The organism is Nitratireductor sp. J20-h4 (genome assembly GCF_056780505.1).
In genome coordinates, this window is sequence record NZ_CM165557.1 from 1893622 (window position 1) to 1915662 (window position 22041).

A 22041-nucleotide genomic window follows, 5' to 3' on the forward strand; every position below is an offset into this window, starting at 1 on the left:
GTAGACGGTGCAGTTGCGCTAGAGCACGCGGACGATAAACCGACAAGGCGGCCGGTTGGCTGCGTCCCGACCGGTTCGCGCTTATCCATTCAAGGACCCGAGCCATTTCCATAAATCGTCGCCGCCGCATCTATGAAGGCAAGGCAAAGATCCTTTACGAGGGACCGGAGCCGGGCACGTTGGTCCAGTTTTTCAAGGACGACGCCACCGCCTTCAACAAGAAAAAGCATGACATTGTTGACGGCAAGGGCGTTCTCAACAATCGCATTTCCGAGCACATCTTCACGCATTTGAACCGGATCGGCATCCCGACTCATTTCATCCGGCGCCTCAACATGCGCGAGCAGTTGATCAAGGAAGTCGAGATCATCCCGCTCGAGATCGTGGTTCGCAACATCGCAGCAGGCTCGCTGGCCAAGCGTCTCGGCCTCGAGGAAGGCACGGTGCTGCCACGCTCGATCATCGAATTCTACTACAAGGCCGACGCACTCGACGACCCGATGGTCTCCGAAGAGCACATCACCGCGTTCGGGTGGGCCAGCCCGCAGGAAATCGACGACATCATGGCGCTGGCGATCCGCGTCAACGACTTCCTTTCGGGCCTGTTTCTGGGGGTCGGCATCCAGCTGGTCGATTTCAAGATCGAATGCGGCCGACTGTGGGAGGGCGACATGATGCGCGTCATCGTCGCCGACGAGATTTCACCCGATTCGTGCCGCCTGTGGGACATCGGCACCCAGGAGAAGCTCGACAAGGACCGGTTTCGCCGCGACATGGGCGGCCTGGTCGAGGCCTATCAGGAAGTCGCGCGCAGGCTCGGCATCATGAACGAGAACGAGACGGTGCGCCCGACCGGCCCCACTTTGGTCAAGCACTGACAGAGTTTTGCGCCGCCGTGGCCGGCTGACCGCGCGACGCACACCGGAGACAGATCGACGATGATAAAGGCCCGCATCACCGTAACGCTCAAGAACGGTGTGCTCGACCCGCAGGGCAAGGCGATCGAGGGCGCGCTCGGCACGCTCGGCTTTTCCGACGTCGGCCATGTGCGCCAGGGCAAGGTGTTCGATCTCGAGCTGAACAGCGCCGACAAGGCCAAAGCCGAGGCCGATCTCACGGCGATGTGCGAAAAACTGCTCGCCAATACGGTGATCGAGAACTACGCGGTGGAGATCGCGTGATGGGACGGGCGCTTCGGCTCGAAGGGGATTTGCGCCGGGCCGCTCCGTCCCCGGCGCCGCTGCCCGGCGCCGCGGAGAGACAACGATGAAATCCGCCGTCGTCCTGCTTCCCGGCCTCAACCGGGATCGCGACATGATCGCCGCCCTGACCAAGATCGGCGGCAAACCGCCGGCGACCGTGTGGCAGACCGACACCGATATTCCCGATGTCGACCTGATCGTCATTCCGGGCGGGTTTTCCTATGGCGACTATCTGCGCTGCGGCGCGATCGCCGCGCGCATGCCGGTCATGCGTGCGGTGGCCGAGAAGGCAAACAAGGGCGTGCGCGTCATCGGCGTGTGCAACGGGTTCCAGATCCTGCTCGAGGCCGGACTGCTTCCCGGCGCGCTGATGCGCAACGCCTCGCTGCGCTTCGTCTGCCGCCAGGTCATGCTCGAGGTCACGAACGCCGACACGGTTTTCACGCGCGGCTATCGCCCCGGCCAGATCATCCGCTGTCCCGTCGCCCATCATGACGGCAATTATTTCGCGAATGCCGAAACGCTGGCGCGCATCGAGGGCGAAGGCCGCGTTGCGTTCCGCTATGCCCAGGAAACCAATCCCAACGGCTCGCTCAACGACATCGCCGGCATCGTCAACCAGGCCGGCAACGTGCTCGGCCTGATGCCGCATCCCGAAAACCTGATCGAGGCGGCCCACGGCGGCACCGACGGCCGCGCCTTGTTCGAAAGTGCGCTTAACCGCGAGGCCGCCTGACGCCGGCGAACGGCAGCGCGCTCTGGAGACCGGACCAACGATCCCGACCATGACCTTGCAAGCCAGCCCGACGAACCGTCTTCCCGGCGTGATCCCCGGCAGCGGCGGCGTCATGGCGCGCCTTGCGGCGCTGGTCGCCGGCCTCGTCGTGATCGGCCTCGCCATGCTGGCCGGCATGCAGGGTGCCCGGGCACGCGATCACGACGCCACCCAGGTCTATCTCGTGCGTGGTTTCATGGGCGTCTTCTCGACCGGCCTCGACGATCTGGAAGCCAGCCTTGAGGCGCGCGGCGTCAAAGCCGAGACCTACGGCCATCTGAGCGGCCCGGCGATACGCGACGACATCGTGCGCGCTCGCAAGACGAGGCCCGGCCTGCCGGTCATCCTTGTCGGCCACTCCTTCGGCGGCAACGCCGTGCTCCAGATCGCCGCGCTGCTCGCGCAGGACGGCATCAGGGTCGCCCTCGTCATCACCGTCGATCCGACCCGCAACGGCCCGATCTCGTCCAATGTGGGGCGCTACATCAACTATTATCTGTCGGCCAACGCCATCGGCTCGGAACTCGACGCCGACGGCGCGGGGACGCGTGTGGTCAATATCGACATTCGCGACCGGGCCGACATTGCCGGCCTGGCAACCGGCCACTGGACGATGACGGTCAACGAGAAAATCAAGGCCGAGATCCTGCGCGCCGTCCTGAAGGTCGCGCAACGGCCCTCCGGCAAGACACGCCCGCAGCTCAGGACGCCGCCGCGCGGTGCCGGCCCGGGAAGCGTGGGCGCGCTCGGCCGATAGCCCGGCCGATCTCGCGCATATATTCGTGGAAATCGACCTCGATGGCGTGGCGGCGGCTGCGCACGAAACGCCGCCGGTCGCGGGCGATCTCGTCGCGAATGCATTTGCCGAGATCGGCCGGCGGGCTCCAGCGGCCGGCGATCTTCTCGGCGACCAGCTCGGCCTGCCGGTCGGCCAGCGCCCAGATGCAGCCGATCGGCTGGACGAGACCGACGAAATAGAGATCGTCGACGTCCCGCGGCAGGATCTTCAGATAAAGCGGCACCTCGAGCGCGTCCGCCCAATCGCAAAAGCCGTCCTCGAAGAAGGGAAATTCGATCCGGTAGCCGGTCGCGTGGATGATCGCGTCAAATCGCGCCGCGCCGCCATCGGCAAAGCGCACCGTGTCGCCCTCCACACCGGCCACGTCCGGGCGCGGCGTCACCCGGCCATGACGGAACTGCTCGAGAATGTCGCTGTTGAGCGTGGGATGCATGCCCATCGGCGAAGTCTTCGGTTCGGCCAGGCCGTATTTGCGGTATGGGCCGACGCTGAGCCGCAGGCCGAGCGAAACCAACAGCCGCCGCAGAAAAGCCGGCAAGCGCTGCAGCTTGGCGTATTGCGTGTCCACCGGCCGGCCGAACATCAGTTTGGGGATGATGTATTGCGGGCTGCGCATGCTCAAACTGACATGGTCGGCCACGCGCCCCAGCGCCGCGGCGATATCGCAGGCCGAATTCCCGCCTCCCATCACCAGCACCCGCTTGCCCGCATAGGCTTCCGTCGTCCGGAAAGCGGCCGAATGGAGGCGCTGGCCCGAAAACCCGGCCGTATTTTGCGGCAGCGCCGCCGCGCGGTGATGTCCGGAACACACGATCAGATGGTCTGCCGTGTCGCGGAACGGACCGGTCTCGTCTTCGCCTTCGATCACCCAGCCCCCCTCCGCGCCCCGCCGCGCCCGCGTCACGCGCGACCCGATATGAATGTGTTCGGCAAGGGCGAAACGCTCGGCATAGGCGCGCATATAGGCAAGCACCTGGCGGTGCGAGGGAAAATCCGGATAAGCCTCCGGCATCGGAAAATCGCGGAATTGCGACAGATGTTTGGACGAGATCGTATGCGCGGCGTCGTAGACGCTGGCGCGCGCGGGGTCGGGGCTATAGGCCCACAGACCGCCAAGTTCCCGCTGCGCTTCATGGCAAATTACGTCGGTGACTCCGGCTTGAACCAAGTTCTTGACCGTCGTCAGGCCGCACGGCCCAGCACCAATCACACAGACTTCGCTATGAGCCATCGCTCATAAAGCCCCCATTCAGCACAATGTCATAACCCGGCGAGGCGGGACGCTGTCAAGACAGGGATCGGCGCCCGCCCCGCGGCCGCTTTCGCAACGAACGGCTTTGGTGCATGGTCGCCGGATGCAGCAGCCGGATTCGGCCACGTCGCCAGACCGGTCCTCCGACAATTCGGGATTGAAGCACTATGAGGCACAACCGCTGGGATAAAGCAGGTCAGGTCATGGCGGCCGCGCTGCGCCTCGGCGCCCTCGGCCTGACCCTTGCCGCCGCCGCCTGCCAGGCGGGCCCAAGCGGTCCGGGCTCGCTGTCGGCGTCCGGCAAGTCGGCCGCCCTGAGAACTATGGAACATATCGCCGCGGCGGTGCAGACCTGCTGGTTCGCCAGCCGCGACCCGGCCTTCAAACCCTATCGCATGGCAGACGAGCTGAACTCGTTTTCGGGACGGCCGCGCATCCTGCTGGTACCGGCGCGCAACCCCGAGGCGCGTCCGCTGCTTGTCGTCCAGGCCGAAGGCGACCCGGCCAAGGTCGACGCTTTCGGGCCGCTGCTGGACGACAGGCTCGGCAACCGCGCCGCCGCCGATCTGCGGCGCTGGACGGCGGGCTCCAAGGCCTGCGCCTGACGCGCTCATCGGCCCGGAACGGCCGTTCGTCCTGGTGCGACGTGCTTCCGCACGCGCCGGATCGACAAAGATCAGTTCCAGAAATGGCGACCGGCTTCGCGCCGTGCGTCCTGCTCGCTGAGCCCGATATCGCGCAATTGCTCTGGGGTGAGCTCGCGTAGCGCGCGGCGGCTGCGCTGCCGCTCCGCCAGCCGATCGAGACGCAACCACATCGAGACAAGCCTGACAGTGATGCGCCGCACGTAATCGGCCCGGTAACGCCGGACCGCGCTGGTCCAATGCAGACTGTCGACCTTGATTGTATCAATTGCACCCTTCATTGGTGCCTCCTCAGGGTTTGCCGCAACAGCCTCCCGGGGCGCGTTTCTGAATTGACTCTCTACGGATGACAATACTAATATTGATACCATGACAAATTGGCTCCCCGCGCTCGATCACGGCGCCGCGCCGCTTTATGTGCGCCTCGCCGACCGGATCGAGAACGACATCGCCTCCGGCGCCCTGCCCGCCGGCGCCAAACTGCCGCCGCAACGCAATCTCGCCTTCGACATCGGCGTCACCGTCGGCACGGTCGGCCGGGCCTATGCGCTGGTGCGCGAACGCGGGCTGGTTTCCGGAGAGGTCGGCCGCGGCACGTTCGTGCTCGGCCAGTCCGCCGCCGGCACGCAAGCCCCGGCCGCAATCACCGAGTTTTTCGGCGGCACCCGCGCATCCCCCGCGCCAGGCATGACCCGCATGGATTCCACCGCCGCCCCCGATGTGGGCCAGGACCGCGCCATCGGCGAGTTGGTCGCGCGCCTGGGGCGGGAGCGCTTCGCGGAAAACCTCGATTACGTCCGTGTGCCCTGCCCCGCCTGGCTGGAGGCGGGCAGCCGCTGGCTCGCCCATGCCGGCTGGCGTCCGGCTGACGACACGATCGTGCCCGCGCTCGGCGGCCACGCCGCAATCCTGGCCGTGATCGCCTCGGTGACGGCGCCGGGCGACCGGATCGTCTTCGAGCACCTGACCTATTCCTCGGTCGCGCGCAGCGCCAACCTGATCGGCCGCCGCCCCGTGGCGATCCCCGCCGATGCCGACGGGCCGGTCCCGGAGGAGTTCGAGAGATTATGCGCCCAGCAGCATCCCAAGCTCGCCTTCCTGATGTCGGCGCTGCAGAACCCGACCCTGTCGACCTTGAGCGAGGCGCGCAAACGCGCCATCGTCGAGATTGCCCGCAAGCACAATGTCTGGCTGATCGAGGACGCGATCTACGGCGCGCTGCTGGATGATCCGCCGACCCCGCTGGTCGCGCTGGCGCCGGAGCGGACGTTTCACATCGGTTCGCTGTCGAAGACGGTCGCCGCCGGCATTCGCGGCGGCTGGGTCGCCTGCCCGCCGCATTTCGCCCCGCGCGTCCAGATGGCCTACAAGATGCTGACCGGCGGCAAGCCCTATCTGCTCGCCGAGCTCGCAGCGCAACTGGTATTGTCGGGCGAGGCCGACGCGATCCGCGCGCGCGTGCGCGCCGAAATCGAGGCCCGCGAAAAATTGGCCCGCTCGATCCTGTCGGGCTTCGACTTCATCTCCCATCCGCGCGCGCCGTTCTTGTGGCTGAAACTGCCCGAGCCGTGGCATTCGGGAACCTTCAAGAAGGCGGCCGCCAATGACGGCGTGCTGATCGACGACGAGGACGAATACAAGCCCGCCCGCACCGACACGGTTCATCACCGTGTCCGGGTCGGTTTTTCGGTTCCTCCCAGCCGTGAGGCGGTCGGAGCGGGCTTCCAGATCCTGCGCCAGCTCCTGGAAGGCGGTGTCGCCGGCTACGACAGTTTCGGCTGAACCGTGGAAGGCCGGGCCGCCGGGCGGATTTTTCGCTTTTTGCGGTGTCATGCCCGACGCGCTTGCGCTAAGGGAGCCTGACCAAACGGCTTTGCGAAACACGCGTCCATGACAATCCCCAACACCATCCCCATCACGCCCGAGCTCGTGGCCGCCCACGGTCTCAAGCCGGAGGAATATCAGCGCATCCTCGACCTGATCGGCCGCGAACCGAGCTTCACCGAGCTCGGCATCTTTTCGGCGATGTGGAACGAGCATTGCTCGTACAAATCCTCCAAGAAATGGCTGCGCACCCTGCCCACCGACGGACCGCGCGTCATCCAGGGCCCGGGCGAAAACGCCGGCGTGGTCGACATCGGTGACGGCGACTGCGTCGTCTTCAAGATGGAGAGCCACAACCACCCCTCCTATATCGAGCCCTATCAGGGCGCGGCGACCGGGGTCGGCGGCATTTTGCGCGACGTCTTCACCATGGGCGCGCGCCCGGTGGCGGCGATGAACGCGCTGCGCTTCGGCGCGCCGGACCACCCCAAGACGCGCCATCTGGTCGCCGGCGTGGTGGCCGGCGTCGGCGGTTACGGCAATTCCTTCGGCGTGCCCACGGTCGGCGGCGAGGTCGAGTTCGACGCCCGCTACAACGGCAATTGCCTGGTCAACGCCTTCGCCGCCGGCTTGGCCAAATCGGACGCCATCTTCTATTCCAAGGCCGAGGGCGTCGGCCTGCCGGTGGTCTATCTCGGCGCCAAGACCGGCCGCGACGGCGTCGGCGGCGCCACCATGGCCTCGGCCGAATTCGACGACGCGATCGAGGAAAAGCGCCCCACGGTCCAGGTCGGCGATCCGTTCACCGAAAAATGCCTGCTGGAAGCCTGTCTGGAGCTGATGGCCTCCGGCGCGGTGATCGCCATCCAGGACATGGGCGCCGCCGGCCTGACCTGCTCGGCCGTCGAGATGGGCGCCAAGGGCGATCTCGGCATCCGGCTCGATCTCGACCGCGTGCCGGTGCGCGAGGACGCCATGTCGGCCTACGAGATGATGCTGTCGGAAAGCCAGGAGCGCATGCTCATGGTGCTGAGGCCGGAAAAGGAACAAGAGGCCGAGGCGATCTTCCGAAAATGGGGGCTCGATTTCGCGATCGTCGGCACCACCACCGACGATTTGCGTTTCCGCGTCCTGCACCAGGGCGAGGAGGTCGCCGACCTGCCGATCAAGGAACTCGGCGACGAGGCGCCCGAATATGACCGGCCATGGACGGCGCCGGCCGCGCCGAAACCGCTACAGGCGGATGCGGTGCCAGACGTCGACGTCGCCGATGCGCTCTTGACGCTGCTGGCCTCGCCCGACCAGTCGAGCCGGCGCTGGGTGTGGGAGCAGTACGACACGCTGATCCAGGGCAATTCGCTGCAACTGCCGGGCGGCGACGCCGGCGTGGTGCGCGTCGAGGGCAGCGCGTATAAGGCGCTCGCCTTTTCCTGCGATGTCACGCCGCGCTATTGCGAGGCCGACCCGTTCGAGGGCGGCAAGCAGGCGGTGGCCGAATGCTGGCGCAACCTGACCGCCGTCGGCGCCGAGCCGCTGGCGGCGACCGACAATCTGAATTTCGGCAATCCCGAGCGCCCCGACATCATGGGGCAGTTCGTGCGCGCCGTTCAAGGCATCGGCGAGGCCTGCCGGGAACTCGCCTTCCCGATCGTGTCGGGCAATGTCTCGCTTTACAACGAGACCAACGGCCAGGCGATCCTGCCGACGCCGACGATCGGCGGCGTCGGCCTGATCCGCGACTGGCGGAAAATGGCCCGCATCGCCTTTGCCGGCGAAGGCGACACCATCGTGCTGGTCGGCGCGCCGGAGAACTGGGGTACGCATCTCGGCCAGTCGGTCTTCCTGCGCGACGTCTGTGGCCGCGTCGACGGTCCGCCGCCGCCGGTCGACCTTGCCCACGAAAAGCGGGCCGGCGCCTTTGTGCGCGGCCTGATCGCCGACGGGCTCGCCACGGCGGTGCACGATCTGTCCGACGGCGGCCTGGCGCTCGGATTGGCGGAAATGGCGATCGCGTCGGGCATCGGCGCGCGTATCGATCTTCCCGGCGGCATCGCCGCCCTGCCCGCCCTGTTCGGCGAGGACCAGGGCCGTTATCTGATGACGATACCGGTCGCCGAGACCGAGCGTTTCTTTGCCGAGCATGTCACCAAGGCGCAGGTTTCCGCGGTCGCCATCGGCCGGACCGGTGGTGACGAATTGAAACTGGGCGGCACGCGTGCCATATCCGTACAGCAATTGAAGACAGCCCACGAATCGTGGTTTCCACGTTTCATGAATGGTGCCGACTGAGGATCTTGCCATGGCCATGGATGCGAACGAAATCCGACGCATGATCCTGGAGGCGATCCCCGACGCCGAGGTGACGATCCGCGATCTGGCCGGCGACGGCGACCATTACGCGGCCGAAGTGGTGGCGGAGAGTTTCCGCGGCAGAAGCCGGGTTCAGCAGCACCAGATGGTTTACGAGGCGCTGAAAGGCAAGATGGGCGGGGTTCTGCACGCGCTCGCCCTGCAGACCAGCGCTCCGGACTGAGCACACCGGCGCATGGCCGCTCCTGACAGGCCGCGATTGCGAAGGACCGTTTTGTGCAATAGATAGGGCAAAGCACGTGATTTCGTCGGGCCTTGAACCCGGCCGAGAAAGGACAAGCAATGACCGCCATCAATGAATTCATCAGCAACGAAGTGAAGGCCAACGACGTCGTCGTGTTCATGAAGGGCACGCCGGGTTTTCCCCAGTGCGGCTTTTCCGGTCAGGTCGTGCAGATTCTCGACTATCTCGGTGTCGATTATAAGGGCGTCAACGTGCTGACCTCCGACGAACTGCGTCAGGGGATCAAGGAATTCTCCAACTGGCCGACGATTCCGCAGCTCTACGTCAAGGGCGAGTTCGTCGGCGGCTGCGACATCATCCGCGAAATGTTCCAGGCCGGCGAGCTTCAGTCCTTCTTCGGCGAAAAGGGCGTCGCGGTGAAAGGCGCCGCCTGACCCTCATCGTCCATGCGCGACCGTCCGGGCGTGCCGGACGGTCGCCCCAGCCTTGCTTCATGCGCCGGTTTTCCGGCGCATTTTCATTTCAGCCTCTCGACAGGACCAATGGTCATGGACCAGCAAACGAGCAAAGAGCCGACCTACGCGCTCGCCATCCCGCGCTGGGAGTTCATCGCCATGGCCGCCGCCCTGATGGCGATCAACGCGCTGGCCATCGACATCATGCTGCCGGGCCTGCAACAGATCGGCGCCAGTCTCGGCGTGGCCGACGAGAATGCGCGCCAATATATCATCACCGCCTACATTACCGGTTTCGGGCTCACGCAGCTGGTCTTCGGTCCGGTCTCGGACCGCTTCGGCCGCCGCATACCGCTGCTGGTCGGGCTGGCGATCTATGTCGCGGCGGGTTTTGCCTGCGCCTTCACGCCCAATTTTTCCGTGCTGCTGCTTTTGCGTTTCGTCCAGGGCCTGGGCGCGGCGGCCACGCGCGTGATTGCGGTCTCGATCGTACGCGACTCCTTTGGCGGGCGCGCGATGGCGGAGGTGATGTCGCTGGTCTTCATGGTCTTCATGATCGTGCCGGTTCTGGCGCCGGGCGCCGGCCAGCTGATCATGCTGTTTTCGGAATGGCGCGCGATCTTTTTGCTGATGGCGCTGATGGGGCTGATCATCACGGCATGGACATGGCTGCGCCTGCCCGAAACCCTCAAGCCGGAATATCGGCGCCCCTTTACCGCAAGATCGATCCTCGACGGTTTCCGCATCGTGGTGACCAACCGGCTTTCGGTCTGCTACTCGATCGCCGTCACCGGCATTCTGGGGGCGCTGTTCGGCTTCATCAATTCCGCCCAGCAGATCTATGTCGGCCTCTACGATGTCGGCGCGATGTTTCCGGTCTATTTCGCGGTCGTGGCCGGACTGATGGCGGTCTCGTCGTTCCTGAATTCACGCCTTGTCGGCCGGTTCGGCATGCGCCGCCTCGCCCATGGCGCGCTGCTGGGGTTCCTGGCCGCGACCGGCCTCGCCTTCGCGCTGTCGCTGATCGGCCCGCTGCCGTTCTGGCTGTTCCTGCTGCTGTTCGCCCTGGCCATGGTCCAGTTCTCCTGGATCATGTCGAATTTCAACGCGCTGGCGCTGGAAGAGCTCGGCCATGTCGCGGGAACAGCGTCCTCCACGCAAGGCTTCGTGCAGACGCTCGGCGGCGGTCTCGCCGGCGCGGCGATCGGCCAGGCCTTCGACGGCACGGTGACGCCGCTTTCAGGCGGTTATTTCTTCGCCGCCCTGTTGGCGCTGGTCATGGTGCTGATCGCCGAGCGCGGCCGGCTGTTCCGCACGCTCAACCCGCCTGTGTGAGCGCGAACTCGGTCTCGGTCTCGGCCCGCGGCTGAGCAATTTCCAGTCCGGCGAAGTCGAACAGGTTGCGGTCGAGAAGATGCGACGGGCGCACATGGGTAAGCGCGCGGATCATCGTATCCTTGCGTCCGGGCATGCGCCGTTCGATGTCGTCGAGCATGGTCTTCATCACGTTGCGCTGCAGCCCGTCCTGGCTGCCGCACAGATCGCAGGGGATGATCGGAAATGCCATCGCCTCGGCGAAGCGGGCGAGATCGGCCTCCGCGCAATAGCTGAGCGGCCGCAGCACGAACAGGTCGCCTTCGTCGTTGACGAGCTTGGGCGGCATCGCCGCCAGCCGGCCGCCATGGAAGAAGTTCATCAGGAACGTTTCCAAAATATCCTCGCGATGGTGCCCGAGCACCAGCGCCTGGCAGCCCTCCTCGCGCGCGATCCGATAAAGATGGCCGCGCCGCAGGCGCGAGCACAAGGAGCAGTAGGTGCTGTTTTCCCCGAGCTTGTCGGTGACGATGGAATAGGTGTCCTGATATTCGATGCGGTGGGCCACTCCGATCGAGGTCAGATAATCCGGCAGGACGTGTTTGGGAAAATTGGGCTGTCCCTGATCGAGATTGCAGACCAGGAGCTCGACCGGCAAAAGGCCCCGCCATTTCAGATCGAGCAGCAGCGCCAGAAGCCCGTAGGAATCCTTGCCGCCCGACACGGCGACCAGCCAGCGTTCGCCGGAACGCGCCATGGCGAAATCCTCGATCGCCTGGCGCATGTGCCGCAGGAGCCGCTTGCGCAGCTTGTTGAACTCGACCGAGGACGGCGCCTGGTGAAACAAGGGGTGACAGCCCTCGCCGCCGGCATCGGGCATGTGCGCGCTCACTGTCATCGGCCGCTCCGAACCCCTTTTCCGCTCGTCCGCATGGCGGCTTGACTATCCGACCTGTCGCCCAAAGAAAAGGCCGCCAGAGCGGCGGCCTTTCGCATGCGGGTCTGGCAGGACAATCAGCGCGAGTAGAACTCGACCACCAGGTTGGGTTCCATCTGCACCGCGTAGGGCACGTCGGCGAGCTGCGGAACGCGGGTGAAGGTCGCCTTCATCTTGGAGTGGTCGGCCTCCACATATTCCGGCACGTCGCGCTCGGCGAGCTGCACGGATTCCAGCACCATGACGAGCTCGCGCGACTTCTCGCGCACCTCGATCACGTCGCCGGGACGGCAGCGATAGGACGGGATGTTGACCCGTCGGCCGTTCACCTTGACATGGCCGTGATTGATGAACTGGCGCGAGGCGAAGATCGTCGGCACGAACTTGGCCCGGTAGACCACCGCGTCGAGCCGCGATTCCAAGAGGCCGATCAGATTTTCGGAGGTGTCGCCCTTGCGGCGGTTGGCCTCGTCATAGATGCGGCGGAACTGCTTTTCGGAGATGTCGCCGTAGTGGCCCTTGAGCTTCTGCTTGGCGCGCAACTGGATACCGAAATCCGACAATTTGCCCTTGCGGCGCTGGCCGTGCTGGCCGGGTCCGTATTCGCGGCGGTTGACCGGCGATTTCGGGCGGCCCCAGATATTTTCGCCGAGTCGGCGATCGAGCTTGTATTTGGACGATTCGCGTTTGCTCATCGCATTTCCTTTCACAAAGACATGCCCGGACACTGACGGACCGGGCAAAGGAAACGCGCCCTCCTCTGGCTCCCTTTTTCGGAGCCTGACAGGGGCCTTGCGCACGCTAGAGCCAAGACACCCACGGGACACGTCATTAAAACACCGGCTCTGACGACCCGGTGCTGCGGCTAGCTAGGCGATCGGCCGCAGAAAGTCAACGGCCACCGCGATGGATCGATTTGAGCGTGGCGATCTCGGACCTGGCCGTCGCCGCCGGCCCGGCGGCCGCGTCGTTCTTCTTTGCCGCCGCACTCGCCCCGGCCTGCTGGCGCACGAAGCGTTTGAACACATAACCCGTGCGCCCGTCATACACGACCTGGCACCAGGCCTTGCACGCGACGATGCCCACCGTGGCGCCTTTGGGGATCACCGAAATGATCCCGGCGCCATTCGCCGGGCCGCGGCGCATATTGACGGCGGTGATGATGCGGCCTGTGGCCTGCGCGGCCGGCGCAGCCGCTGGAGCGGTCACACGCGGTTCAGTCGGCTCGTCCGCCTCGGCCGGCTTTTCGGCCTGGATCTCGCCAGACGTCTCGGGCTCGCTCGTCAAAACGGGTTTGGCGGCGCTCGGCAGATAGGCGAGCGCGTCGGGCGCCGACACCTTGACCGCGCGCGCGTCGTCGCCGGCCAGCGCGGCGATCGCGGCCTTGGCGGCATTGCCCCCGGCCGTGGCGGCCCAACGCGGATCGTTCGTGGAAAGCGGTTCCTCGTCGGGCGCGGCCCGGACGCTGACGACGGGCTGTGCTTTTGCGTCGCCTTCGTCGGGCGCGATCGAGGCTTTCGTCCCGGCGTCCGCGTTATCGGCGGGCCTTTGGTCCGGTGCCGGTTCCACGGTCGCCAGCGCCAGCTTTCCGGGATAGGCGCCGGTTTCTGCCGATGTCGGCTCCCCAGACATGGCGATGATACCGATGGCAAGCCCCGCCCCAACCAGAACGGTTGCAAACAGCGCCGGCAGTGCAAGCCCATTTTGCCCGCCGCCAAGAGCAGGTTGTGACTGGAACACGGTAATCGGTTCGTCGAAGCGAGACGGCGTAATGCGCCCGCCCCTGTCGATGTCGTTCAAAGTGTAACGCTTCACTCTCCGGCCTCCACGCGAGATTACCACCGCTTGTGCGATGATCATCGTGCGCCCCCGCCAGTCTGGCATTTGCTCGCATCGGATTGCGAGACGGTCATGGTTTGAACCGCCAAGCAGTTCGAACCGTGACCACTATCGGCACAGAATGTGGCATTGATTTGATCATGCCGGATTCGGTCGGGCCGAGGGCGGGACGTTCAGTCGCTCTTCCTGTCCGGCAGGCCCTCGCGCGGGGTCGAGGCGAGATCCTCCAATTCGGATTCGCTCATTGTCTCGAACATCTCCTTCGACGCCCCGACCAGCTCGTCGGGCGCCATGTCGCCGCGTTTGGCGGCGAGTGCGGCGCCCGCCGCCTTCTGCTGCGCCTTTGAAGTTGCCGGCATGATCCGTCTCCTTGTGCTGGCTAGGACAAACGCACGCATCACCCAAGCGGTTCCCGCCAGGGCAGCCGGTCCGGGCCGGCCCGAGGACAGGCCGCGCCGAGACGCGTGGATTTCGGGCCAATCAGGCTAGATCAGAACCAGGCCAAAACCCTGGATCAGCCGCCGGATCGCCGGATCTGCCTTTTGGGTGGTGAAGACGGCCGGGTCGGGTCCGGAGGGTGCGGCGGCGCCCATATTCCGGCCCAGCAGCGAAAAGGCGCGTCGGGCGATCGCCTCGGCCGGGTCGATCCAGTCGACCGGCCACGGCGCGGTCTTGCGCATGCGGTTGGCCAGAAACGGATAATGCGTGCAGGCGAGCACGACGATGTCGGTGCGCCGCCCGTCCATGTCCACGAAACAGGGCGCGATTTCGGCCCGCACGGCCTCCTCGTCGACAAAACCCTGCCGCAGATAGGTTTCGGCCAGCGTGGCGAGCCCGACGCTGCCGACCAGCCGCACATGGCATTTCGAGGCCCACTGGGTGATCAGGTCGCGAGTGTACTGGCGCTTGACCGTGCCGGGCGTGGCCAGCACGGAGACCAGGCCCGAGCGCGTGCGCTCCGCCGCCGGCTTGATCGCCGGCACGGTGCCAACGAAGCGGCGCCCGGGATAGGCTTTGCGCAACGCATCGATCGCCAGGGTCGAGGCGGTATTGCAGGCAATAACCGAAATTTCGGGGTCGAATCTGGCCAAAAGTCGGCCGAATAACCCGATAATATGGGTTTTCAGCGCCCGTTCCTCCCAGTTTCCGTAGGGAAACGCCGCATCGTCGGCCACGTAGACGAAACGCCGGTCGGGCATCAGCACGCGCGCCTCGCGCAGCACCGTCAGCCCGCCAATGCCCGAATCGAACACCAGGACGGGCCTCTCAGCCATCGTCGTTCTCGCTCTTCGCCCCGCGCGTCCGCTGCGCCGGCGCGCCCGCGCCGCGCGGCTCGGTCGGCGAATATCTTTCAAGCGAGGAGATGACGCCGCGCAACAGCTTGATCTCGGCATCGGTGAAGGCGGGCCGGGTCAGGACGGAACGCAGGTTCGACACCATTTTGGGCCGCTTTTCCGCCGGCCGGAAATAGCCGCGCGCCGCCAGCGCCTCTTCCAGATGATCGAGGAAACTGTGCAGGGTCTGCTTTTGCGCCGGCTCCATCTGCGGGCCGGAAAACGCGGTCTGCGCCTCGCTGGCCAGACCCGACTTCATCCATTCATACGACATCAGCAGCACCGCCTGAGCGATGTTGAGCGACGAAAAGGCCGGGTTGACGGGAAAGGTGACGATCTCATCGGCCAGCGACACTTCCTCGTTCGACAGTCCGAATTTCTCGCGACCGAACAAGATGCCGGTCCGCTGGCCGGCGCGAAAACGCGTTCGCAGGACGCGCGCGGCCTCAACCGGCGCGCGCACCGGCTTGAAGCCGTCGCGTGCCCTGGCCGTGGTGGCGTAGACAAAGCCGAGATCGGCAATGGCGTCTTCGGTGGTGGCATGAACCGTGGTGCGCTCAATGACATGGTCGGCCCGGCTTGCCGCCGCCCGCGCCTTTTCGCTCGGCCATCCGTCGCGCGGGTTGACCAGGCGCAGCTCCGCCAGGCCGAAATTGGCCATCGCGCGGGCCACCATGCCGATATTTTCGCCAAGCTGCGGCTCGACCAGGATGACGGCCGGCCCCTCGGCGATCAGCGGCCTGTCGCGATTGTCGTCGGCCATCGTCCCGGGCCCCGTTTGTGGATCTGAAAAGGCGGTCAAATTGCGCGTGCGCAGCGTCCCTGCCATATTCGTCCGGCAAAGAGAAGCGTTTCGAGGAACTCCGCCATGACCACGGTCCTCGCCGAGCGGGTGCGCGCGCTGATCGCCGACGACCCCAATACCGGCGAAATCCGCATGTTCGGCGGCATCTGCTTTACCCTGAACGGCAACATGCTGTGCGGAACGATGAAGGGCGGCGACGCCATGTTCCGCGTCGGGCCCGAGCAGGAGGCAGACGCCCTGTCACGGCCCGGCGCCCGGCCGATGGATTTCACCGGCCGACCGATGAAGGGATTCGTGATCGTGTCGCAGACCGGCCTCGCCGACGACCGGACGATCAGCGAATGGATCGCGGTTGCAACGCGTTTTGTCGGCGCGCTGCCGCCCAAGGCGAAAAAATAGCCGTTTCCGACCGGGCCCGGCCTCAGGGCGCGCCTGCGGACAGAAACGCCATCATCGCGCCGGCCACCCAGTCCGGCCTCTCATGCAGGATCCAGTGGCCGCAATCGGCCGTGCGCTTCACGACAACCGCGTCGGCGTACCGCGCCAACCCGTCGAGGCAGGCCGGCCGCAGCGCCTCGTCCGCCTCGCCCCACAGCACCAGATGCGGCATGGCGACCCGCATCGCCTCGTCGGGCAGGGACAGGATCGGGCTGTCGGGCGCCGGCGCCCCCGGTTCCGGCACGATGATCGGCGAGGCGCGGTACCAGTTGAGCATCGCCGTCATCGCGCCCGGCTGCGACCAGGCGGTAACATAGGCGCGCTCCTCAGCCGGCGTCATCCAGCGCGTGGTGGAAAAGCCGGCGATCATCTTCAAGGTCCGGCGATAAGTGTCGGCCGCCATGCGCTCCTCCGCGCCGGGCGCGCGCAAGGTGTTGATATACTGGCTTGCCGCGCGCTGGCCGTCATCCTCGAAGATCGCGCGCTGGAACGCTGCGGGGTGAACGCCGTTGGCGATCACCAGATGGCTGAGCCGCTCGGGCCGCAAAAAGGCGTAGGCATAGGCGACCGACGCGCCCCAGTCGTGGCCGGCAAGCACGAATCGCCGCGTCGGCGACAGCGCCGCGGCCAGCCGGTCGAGATCGGCCACCATGTTGCGCACCCGGTAGGCCTCCACGCCGTCGGGCTTGGACGACAGGTTGAAACCGCGCTGGTCGGGGGCGACGACGTGATAACGCGCCGCCAGCTCGCCCATCACGCCACGCCAGGCAGCCCAATATTCAGGAAAGCCGTGCAGGCAAATGATCAGCGGCCGGCCGCGCTCGCCCATCTCGGCGCAATGAAGTCGCACATCGCCGGCGTCGAACTCGAAAAACCGTATCTGGCTCACCTTCACCTCCGCATGACGGACAGGCACAGCGTGGGCGCGCGTCCCGGCAATGGCAAGTTAGACTTTGGCGCGTTTGCGCGTGTGCGGGCGCTTTGATATAGGGGCCGCGACCCTTTTCCGACACAGGCGGCCAACCGGCCGCCAATCCCAGAAGACGAGGACTTTTTATGGCGAAGATCAAGGTGGACAACCCCGTCGTCGAACTCGACGGCGACGAGATGACCCGCATCATCTGGCAGTTCATCAAGGAAAAGCTGATCCACCCCTATCTCGACATCGATCTGAAATATTTCGATCTCGGGATCGAGCATCGCGACGCCACCGACGACCAGGTGACGGTCGACGCGGCCAACGCGATCAAGCAATACGGCGTCGGCGTGAAATGCGCCACGATCACGCCCGACGAGGCGCGCGTGGAGGAATTTGGCCTCAAGCGCATGTATCGCTCGCCCAACGGCACGATCCGCAACATTCTGGGCGGCGTCATCTTCCGCGAGCCGATCATCGCCAAGAACGTGCCGCGCCTGGTGCCGGGCTGGACCAAGCCGGTCATCGTCGGCCGTCACGCCTTCGGCGACCAGTACCGCGCGACCGACTTCAAGTTCCCCGGCAAGGGCAAGCTGACGATCAAGTTCGTCGGCGAGAACGGCGAGACCATCGAGCACGAGGTGTTCGACGCGCCCTCCTCCGGCGTCGCCATGGCGATGTACAATCTCGACGATTCGATCCGCGATTTCGCGCGCGCCTCGCTCAATTACGGCCTGCAGCGCGGCTACCCGGTCTATCTGTCGACCAAGAACACGATTTTGAAGGTCTATGACGGACGTTTCAAGGATCTGTTCCAGGAGGTCTACGAGGCCGAGTTCGAGCAGAAATTCAAGGACGCCAAGATCTGGTACGAGCACCGGCTGATCGACGACATGGTCGCCTCCAACCTGAAATGGTCGGGCGGTTATGTGTGGGCGTGCAAGAACTATGACGGCGACGTCCAGTCCGACACCGTGGCGCAGGGTTTTGGCTCGCTCGGCCTGATGACCTCGGTGCTGATGACGCCCGACGGCCAAACGGTCGAGGCCGAGGCCGCGCACGGCACGGTCACCCGCCACTATCGCCAGCATCAGAAGGGCGAGGAAACCTCGACCAATTCGATCGCCTCGATCTTTGCCTGGACGCGCGGGCTCGCCCACCGCGCCAAGCTCGACGACAACGCCAGGCTGGCCGATTTCGCCACGACGCTGGAAAAGGTCTGCGTGCAGACGGTCGAATCCGGCTTCATGACCAAGGACCTGGCGCTGCTGATCGGTCCCGACCAGCCCTGGCTGTCGACCACCGGCTTTCTCGACAAGATCGACGAGAACCTGCAAAAGGCGATGGCCTAGCCCTTGGCCGGCAAGCCGCGCCTGTTCGGCGCCGACTACAGCGTCTATGTGCGCATAGCGCGGCTTGCTCTTTTGGAAAAAGGCGTCGACCACGCGCTGGTGCCGGTCGACATTTTCGCCGGCGACGGCGTGGCCGACTGGTACCTGGCCCGCCACCCGTTCCGGCGCATTCCCGCCTTCGAGCATGGCGATTTCCACCTATTCGAGACCGGCGCGATCACCCGCTATGTCGACGAGGCGTTTGCCGGGCCGCCGCTCCAGCCGCAAGGGGCTGCCCGGCGGGCGGTGATGAACCAGATCGTCGGCCTGCTCGACGCCTATGCCTATCGCGCGCTGGTGTGGGGCGTTTACGTCGAGCGCGTTTCAAAACCCGAACAGGGCAAAACGCCCGACGAGGCGGTGATCGCAGCCGCGCTCGAAACGGCGCGCACCTGCCTGTCGACCCTGACCCGGCTCCAGGACGGCCGCGCCTTTCTTGCCGGCGACAGGCTGAGCCTGGCCGATCTGTACGCCGCGCCGATGCTGGCCTATTTCGTCCGGGCGCCGGAGGGCGCCGCGCTGCTGGCCGATTATCCCGCGCTGGGTCGCTGGTGGACACGCCTTGCCGCCAGGCCCGCCTTTCTGGCCAGCGAACCGACAGGCTGAGAATTGTTGATCGCCGGCAGCCTCCGGTCGAAAAAAGGCGCCGCCCCCTCGTAACGCCCGATCGCCTGCAGGATGCCCGCTTGGCCTGGATCAACCGGCCATCGCCGCCTTGACCGCGTCGATCGCCGCCTGCGCCTTCGCGCCGTCGGGCCCGCCGGCCTGGGCCATGTCCGGACGCCCGCCGCCGCCCTTGCCGCCGAGCGCGGACGAGGCGACGCGCACCAGATCGACGGCGCTGAAACGCGACGTCTGGTCCTCGGTGACGCCCACCACCACACTCGCCTTGCCGTCCTCGCCCGTGCCGACGAAAACCACCACGCCCGAGCCGAGCGCCGTCTTGCCCTCGTCGGCCAGCGGCTTGAGCTCCTTGGGCGCGACGCCTTCCACCACGCGGCCGAGGAACCCGGTGCCGGCAACGCTTTCGGTTTCGCTCTCGGCCTGGCCGCCACCGCCGAGCGCGAGCTTCTTGCGCGCCTCGGCCAGCTCGCGTTCGAGCCGGCGGCGCTCGTCGAGCAGGCTTTCGACGCGGGCCTCGACCTCGCCCGGCGCCACTTTCAGCGCCGCCGCCACCGCCTTCAGGCGGCGTTCCTGAAGGTCGAGATGATGCCTGGCCGCCGCGCCGGTCAGCGCCTCGATGCGGCGCACGCCGGACGCGACCGCGCCTTCCGACACGACGCGCACCAGCCCAATATCGCCGGTCGCCGCCACATGAGTGCCGCCGCACAGTTCAACCGAATAGGTTTTTCCCGCCTTGTCGCCTTGGAGCGCGGTGCCCATCGACACCACGCGGACCTCGTCGCCGTATTTTTCGCCGAACAGCGCCATCGCGCCCTCGGCGATCGCCTCGTCGACCGCCATCAGCCGCGTCGTCACCGGCGCGTTCTGCACGACGATTTCATTGGCCATACGCTCGACGCGCTCGATCTCGTCGGCCGAAATCGGCTTGGGGTGCGAAAAGTCGAACCGCAGCCGCTCCGGCGCCACCAGGGAGCCCTTTTGCGCCACATGCGTGCCCAGCACCTCGCGCAGCGCCTCGTGGATGAGGTGGGTGGCGGAATGATTGGCCCTGAGCTGAGCGCGGCGGGCGTGATCGACCTCCAGATGCACCACCGCGCCGGGCGCAACGGTGCCGCGAGCGACCCGGCCGACATGCACGATCAGCCCGTCGACCTTCTTTTGCGTGTCGGTAACCGCGATCTCGAACCCCTCGCCGGCAATCCGGCCGGTATCGCCGAGCTGGCCACCGGATTCGCCGTAAAACGGCGTCTGGTTGACGACCACGGCGATCTCGTCGCCGGCCACAGCCGCCTCGACCCGGGCGCCGTCGCGCACCAGCGCCTGGACCACGCCCTCGGCGCCCTCGCTGGCGTAGCCCAGAAACTCGCTCGCTCCCGCCTCCTCCTTGATCTGAAACCAGACCGTTTCCGTCGCCGCCTCGCCGGAGCCCGACCACGAGGCGCGCGCCTCCGCCTTCTGGCGCTGCATGGCGGCGCTGAACCCGTCGAGATCGACCGAAATGCCGCGCTGGCGCAACGCGTCCTGGGTCAGGTCGAGGGGAAACCCATAGGTGTCGTAGAGCTTGAACGCGGTTTCGCCGTCGAGCCGGTCGCCTTCGCCAAAACTGTCTGTTGCCTCCGACAGAAGCGTCAGGCCGCGCGCCAGCGTCTTGCGAAAACGGGTTTCCTCAAGCCTCAGCGTTTCGGTGATCAGCGCCTCGCCGCGCACCAATTCGGGATAGGCCTGGCCCATCTCGCGGGTGAGCGCCGGCACCAGCTTCCACATCAGCGGATCGGCGGCGCCCAAAAGCTGGGCATGGCGCATGGCGCGGCGCATGATGCGGCGCAACACGTAACCGCGGCCCTCGTTCGACGGCAGCACGCCGTCGGCGATCAGAAAACTCGATGCGCGCAGATGATCGGCGATCACGCGATGGCTGGCCCGCGCCTTGCCCTCGGCCGGCACACCGGTCGCCTCGACGGCGGCCGCAATCAGCGCCGTGAACAGGTCGATGTCGTAATTGTCGTGCTTGCCCTGCAGCACGGCGGCCACCCGCTCCAGCCCCATGCCGGTATCGATCGACGGACGCGGCAGGTCGACGCGCTCGTCCGCGGTCAACTGCTCGAACTGCATGAAGACCAGGTTCCAGATCTCGATGAAGCGGTCGCCGTCCTCGTCGGGGCTGCCGGGCGGGCCGCCCGGGATCGCCTCGCCATGGTCGAAAAAGATCTCCGAGCACGGGCCGCACGGCCCGGTATCGCCCATCGACCAGAAATTGTCATGGGTTGGAATGCGGATGATGCGCTCGTCGGGCAGGCCGGCGATCTTCTTCCACAGATCGAAGGCCTGGTCGTCGGTATGATAGACCGTGACCAGGAGCCGGTCCTTGTCGAGCCCGAATTCCTTGGTGATCAGCGTCCAGGCGAGCTCGATGGCGACGTCCTTGAAATAGTCGCCGAACGAGAAATTGCCGAGCATCTCGAAAAACGTGTGATGGCGCGCGGTATAACCGACATTGTCGAGATCGTTGTGCTTGCCGCCGGCGCGCACGCATTTCTGCGCCGTCACGGCGCGGCTGTAGGGTCGCGGTTCGACGCCGGTAAAGACGTTTTTGAACTGCACCATGCCGGCATTGGTGAACATCAGCGTCGGGTCGTTGCGCGGCACCAGCGGCCCGGACGCCACCACCTCGTGGCCGTTCTTTTTGAAAAAGTCGAGAAAAGCCGACCGTATCGCGTTGACGCCGCTCATGGATGTGCCTTCTTGAAAGCCGCCGGGAAAAACCCGGAAATTGCGAACCGGCTTCTTATCGCCCGCCCGGATGGCTGTCCAGAAACCGTTTCGCAGGCCGGCGCGCCCCCGGCGCCGGCGCCGGGCGGCGGACCCGGCCGCCCGGCCCCCAAAGACGCGCCAAACAAAAAGGCCGCGCCGGGATCGCCGGCAGCGGCCTTTTGATCGC

At 65.9% G+C, this 22041-nt stretch carries 23 protein-coding genes; 13 read left to right on the forward strand and 10 right to left on the reverse strand.

Annotation, left to right across the window (positions count from 1 at the left end; all coding sequences use genetic code 11):
- The first annotated feature begins 110 nt into the window (after positions 1–110).
- The 4 genes from purC to ACT2B0_RS09265 all read left to right on the forward strand — a co-directional run bounded on the left by purC (position 111) and on the right by ACT2B0_RS09265 (position 2734).
- Positions 111–878, forward strand: a complete 768-nt coding sequence (gene purC / locus ACT2B0_RS09250; RefSeq protein WP_473463882.1) for a phosphoribosylaminoimidazolesuccinocarboxamide synthase — start codon at positions 111–113, stop codon at positions 876–878.
- Between the two features lie 60 nt (positions 879–938).
- Positions 939–1181 (forward strand): phosphoribosylformylglycinamidine synthase subunit PurS, encoded by a 243-nt coding sequence (purS, locus tag ACT2B0_RS09255; RefSeq protein WP_473463885.1) that lies wholly within the window; start codon positions 939–941, stop codon positions 1179–1181.
- Between the two features lie 85 nt (positions 1182–1266).
- The gene (gene purQ / locus ACT2B0_RS09260; RefSeq protein WP_473463887.1) at positions 1267–1938 is read left to right on the forward strand and encodes a phosphoribosylformylglycinamidine synthase subunit PurQ; all 672 of its coding nucleotides are present in this window, start codon (positions 1267–1269) and stop codon (positions 1936–1938) included.
- Between the two features lie 49 nt (positions 1939–1987).
- Entirely contained in the window at positions 1988–2734 is a 747-nt protein-coding gene (locus ACT2B0_RS09265) for an alpha/beta hydrolase family protein (RefSeq protein ID WP_473463890.1), read from the forward strand.
- On the opposite strand, the gene ACT2B0_RS09270 is transcribed toward ACT2B0_RS09265, so the two are convergent.
- Complete coding sequence (locus ACT2B0_RS09270; RefSeq protein WP_473463893.1) at positions 2679–4007, reverse strand: flavin-containing monooxygenase; 1329 nt, start codon at positions 4005–4007, stop codon at positions 2679–2681. The genes ACT2B0_RS09265 and ACT2B0_RS09270 overlap by 56 nt on opposite strands.
- A gap of 224 nt (positions 4008–4231) precedes the next feature.
- Here ACT2B0_RS09270 and ACT2B0_RS09275 point away from each other — a divergent pair, with 224 nt between their 5' ends.
- On the forward strand, positions 4232–4633 hold the full coding sequence (locus ACT2B0_RS09275) for a hypothetical protein (RefSeq protein ID WP_473463895.1): 402 nt from the start codon (positions 4232–4234) through the stop codon (positions 4631–4633).
- A 71-nt stretch (positions 4634–4704) separates the two neighbouring features.
- On the opposite strand, the gene ACT2B0_RS09280 is transcribed toward ACT2B0_RS09275, so the two are convergent.
- The gene (locus tag ACT2B0_RS09280) at positions 4705–4953 is read right to left on the reverse strand and encodes a DUF1127 domain-containing protein (RefSeq protein WP_473463898.1); all 249 of its coding nucleotides are present in this window, start codon (positions 4951–4953) and stop codon (positions 4705–4707) included.
- A gap of 88 nt (positions 4954–5041) precedes the next feature.
- Between ACT2B0_RS09280 and ACT2B0_RS09285 the strand changes: the two genes are divergently transcribed.
- From ACT2B0_RS09285 to ACT2B0_RS09305, 5 genes are all read left to right on the forward strand, one after another.
- A complete protein-coding gene (locus ACT2B0_RS09285; RefSeq protein ID WP_473463900.1) occupies positions 5042–6454 on the forward strand; it encodes an aminotransferase-like domain-containing protein in 1413 nt (470 codons plus the stop codon).
- A gap of 108 nt (positions 6455–6562) precedes the next feature.
- Positions 6563–8785: a phosphoribosylformylglycinamidine synthase subunit PurL gene (gene purL / locus ACT2B0_RS09290; protein ID WP_473463903.1), complete on the forward strand. Its 2223-nt coding sequence runs from the start codon at positions 6563–6565 to the stop codon at positions 8783–8785.
- A 10-nt stretch (positions 8786–8795) separates the two neighbouring features.
- Complete coding sequence (locus ACT2B0_RS09295; protein WP_106569290.1) at positions 8796–9029, forward strand: BolA/IbaG family iron-sulfur metabolism protein; 234 nt, start codon at positions 8796–8798, stop codon at positions 9027–9029.
- Between the two features lie 119 nt (positions 9030–9148).
- Positions 9149–9484 carry a Grx4 family monothiol glutaredoxin gene (gene grxD, locus ACT2B0_RS09300; RefSeq protein WP_106569289.1) on the forward strand — a complete coding sequence of 112 codons (336 nt, stop codon included), beginning with the start codon at positions 9149–9151 and terminating at the stop codon, positions 9482–9484.
- 114 nt (positions 9485–9598) lie between these two features.
- Entirely contained in the window at positions 9599–10840 is a 1242-nt protein-coding gene (locus ACT2B0_RS09305; protein WP_473463907.1) for a multidrug effflux MFS transporter, read from the forward strand.
- Here the strand turns inward: ACT2B0_RS09305 and ttcA are convergent.
- The 6 genes from ttcA to ACT2B0_RS09335 form a co-directional block, all read right to left on the reverse strand.
- Entirely contained in the window at positions 10824–11717 is an 894-nt protein-coding gene (ttcA, locus tag ACT2B0_RS09310) for a tRNA 2-thiocytidine(32) synthetase TtcA (protein ID WP_473463910.1), read from the reverse strand. The two genes, ACT2B0_RS09305 and ttcA, sit on opposite strands and share 17 nt — an antisense overlap.
- Before the next feature lie 116 nt (positions 11718–11833).
- Complete coding sequence (rpsD, locus tag ACT2B0_RS09315; RefSeq protein ID WP_473463912.1) at positions 11834–12451, reverse strand: 30S ribosomal protein S4; 618 nt, start codon at positions 12449–12451, stop codon at positions 11834–11836.
- Between the two features lie 196 nt (positions 12452–12647).
- Complete coding sequence (locus tag ACT2B0_RS09320) at positions 12648–13571, reverse strand: SH3 domain-containing protein (protein ID WP_473463915.1); 924 nt, start codon at positions 13569–13571, stop codon at positions 12648–12650.
- A 197-nt stretch (positions 13572–13768) separates the two neighbouring features.
- The gene (locus ACT2B0_RS09325) at positions 13769–13954 is read right to left on the reverse strand and encodes a DUF3008 family protein (RefSeq protein ID WP_473463917.1); all 186 of its coding nucleotides are present in this window, start codon (positions 13952–13954) and stop codon (positions 13769–13771) included.
- Between the two features lie 126 nt (positions 13955–14080).
- Entirely contained in the window at positions 14081–14869 is a 789-nt protein-coding gene (gene murI / locus ACT2B0_RS09330) for a glutamate racemase (RefSeq protein ID WP_473463920.1), read from the reverse strand.
- The gene (locus tag ACT2B0_RS09335) at positions 14862–15692 is read right to left on the reverse strand and encodes an RNA methyltransferase (protein ID WP_473463922.1); all 831 of its coding nucleotides are present in this window, start codon (positions 15690–15692) and stop codon (positions 14862–14864) included. The genes murI and ACT2B0_RS09335 overlap by 8 nt, the downstream gene beginning before the upstream one ends.
- A gap of 105 nt (positions 15693–15797) precedes the next feature.
- Between ACT2B0_RS09335 and ACT2B0_RS09340 the strand changes: the two genes are divergently transcribed.
- A complete protein-coding gene (locus ACT2B0_RS09340) occupies positions 15798–16133 on the forward strand; it encodes a TfoX/Sxy family protein (protein ID WP_473463924.1) in 336 nt (111 codons plus the stop codon).
- 22 nt (positions 16134–16155) lie between these two features.
- On the opposite strand, the gene ACT2B0_RS09345 is transcribed toward ACT2B0_RS09340, so the two are convergent.
- Entirely contained in the window at positions 16156–17061 is a 906-nt protein-coding gene (locus tag ACT2B0_RS09345) for an alpha/beta fold hydrolase (protein ID WP_473463926.1), read from the reverse strand.
- A gap of 167 nt (positions 17062–17228) precedes the next feature.
- Between ACT2B0_RS09345 and ACT2B0_RS09350 the strand changes: the two genes are divergently transcribed.
- A complete protein-coding gene (locus tag ACT2B0_RS09350) occupies positions 17229–18440 on the forward strand; it encodes an NADP-dependent isocitrate dehydrogenase (RefSeq protein ID WP_473463929.1) in 1212 nt (403 codons plus the stop codon).
- A 3-nt stretch (positions 18441–18443) separates the two neighbouring features.
- On the forward strand, positions 18444–19085 hold the full coding sequence (locus ACT2B0_RS09355; RefSeq protein ID WP_473463931.1) for a glutathione S-transferase family protein: 642 nt from the start codon (positions 18444–18446) through the stop codon (positions 19083–19085).
- Between the two features lie 90 nt (positions 19086–19175).
- Here ACT2B0_RS09355 and alaS read toward each other — a convergent pair whose 3' ends face one another.
- Positions 19176–21833 (reverse strand): alanine--tRNA ligase, encoded by a 2658-nt coding sequence (alaS, locus tag ACT2B0_RS09360; RefSeq protein WP_473463933.1) that lies wholly within the window; start codon positions 21831–21833, stop codon positions 19176–19178.
- Positions 21834–22041 lie beyond the last annotated feature (208 nt).

Excerpts from the sequence above, each read along its gene's own strand:
- purS (WP_473463885.1), top strand. The coding sequence starts at position 939 with ATGATAAAGGCCCGCATCACCGTAACGCTCAAGAACGGTGTGCTCGAC.
- purQ (WP_473463887.1), top strand. The coding sequence starts at position 1,267 with ATGAAATCCGCCGTCGTCCTGCTTCCCGGCCTCAACCGGGATCGCGAC.
- ACT2B0_RS09265 (WP_473463890.1), top strand. The coding sequence starts at position 1,988 with ATGACCTTGCAAGCCAGCCCGACGAACCGTCTTCCCGGCGTGATCCCC.
- ACT2B0_RS09270 (WP_473463893.1), bottom strand. The coding sequence starts at position 4,007 with ATGGCTCATAGCGAAGTCTGTGTGATTGGTGCTGGGCCGTGCGGCCTG.
- ACT2B0_RS09275 (WP_473463895.1), top strand. The coding sequence starts at position 4,232 with ATGGCGGCCGCGCTGCGCCTCGGCGCCCTCGGCCTGACCCTTGCCGCC.
- ACT2B0_RS09280 (WP_473463898.1), bottom strand. The coding sequence starts at position 4,953 with ATGAAGGGTGCAATTGATACAATCAAGGTCGACAGTCTGCATTGGACC.
- ACT2B0_RS09285 (WP_473463900.1), top strand. The coding sequence starts at position 5,042 with ATGACAAATTGGCTCCCCGCGCTCGATCACGGCGCCGCGCCGCTTTAT.
- purL (WP_473463903.1), top strand. The coding sequence starts at position 6,563 with ATGACAATCCCCAACACCATCCCCATCACGCCCGAGCTCGTGGCCGCC.
- ACT2B0_RS09295 (WP_106569290.1), top strand. The coding sequence starts at position 8,796 with ATGGCCATGGATGCGAACGAAATCCGACGCATGATCCTGGAGGCGATC.
- grxD (WP_106569289.1), top strand. The coding sequence starts at position 9,149 with ATGACCGCCATCAATGAATTCATCAGCAACGAAGTGAAGGCCAACGAC.
- ACT2B0_RS09305 (WP_473463907.1), top strand. The coding sequence starts at position 9,599 with ATGGACCAGCAAACGAGCAAAGAGCCGACCTACGCGCTCGCCATCCCG.
- ttcA (WP_473463910.1), bottom strand. The coding sequence starts at position 11,717 with ATGACAGTGAGCGCGCACATGCCCGATGCCGGCGGCGAGGGCTGTCAC.
- rpsD (WP_473463912.1), bottom strand. The coding sequence starts at position 12,451 with ATGAGCAAACGCGAATCGTCCAAATACAAGCTCGATCGCCGACTCGGC.
- ACT2B0_RS09325 (WP_473463917.1), bottom strand. The coding sequence starts at position 13,954 with ATGCCGGCAACTTCAAAGGCGCAGCAGAAGGCGGCGGGCGCCGCACTC.
- murI (WP_473463920.1), bottom strand. The coding sequence starts at position 14,869 with ATGGCTGAGAGGCCCGTCCTGGTGTTCGATTCGGGCATTGGCGGGCTG.
- ACT2B0_RS09335 (WP_473463922.1), bottom strand. The coding sequence starts at position 15,692 with ATGGCCGACGACAATCGCGACAGGCCGCTGATCGCCGAGGGGCCGGCC.
- ACT2B0_RS09340 (WP_473463924.1), top strand. The coding sequence starts at position 15,798 with ATGACCACGGTCCTCGCCGAGCGGGTGCGCGCGCTGATCGCCGACGAC.
- ACT2B0_RS09350 (WP_473463929.1), top strand. The coding sequence starts at position 17,229 with ATGGCGAAGATCAAGGTGGACAACCCCGTCGTCGAACTCGACGGCGAC.
- alaS (WP_473463933.1), bottom strand. The coding sequence starts at position 21,833 with ATGAGCGGCGTCAACGCGATACGGTCGGCTTTTCTCGACTTTTTCAAA.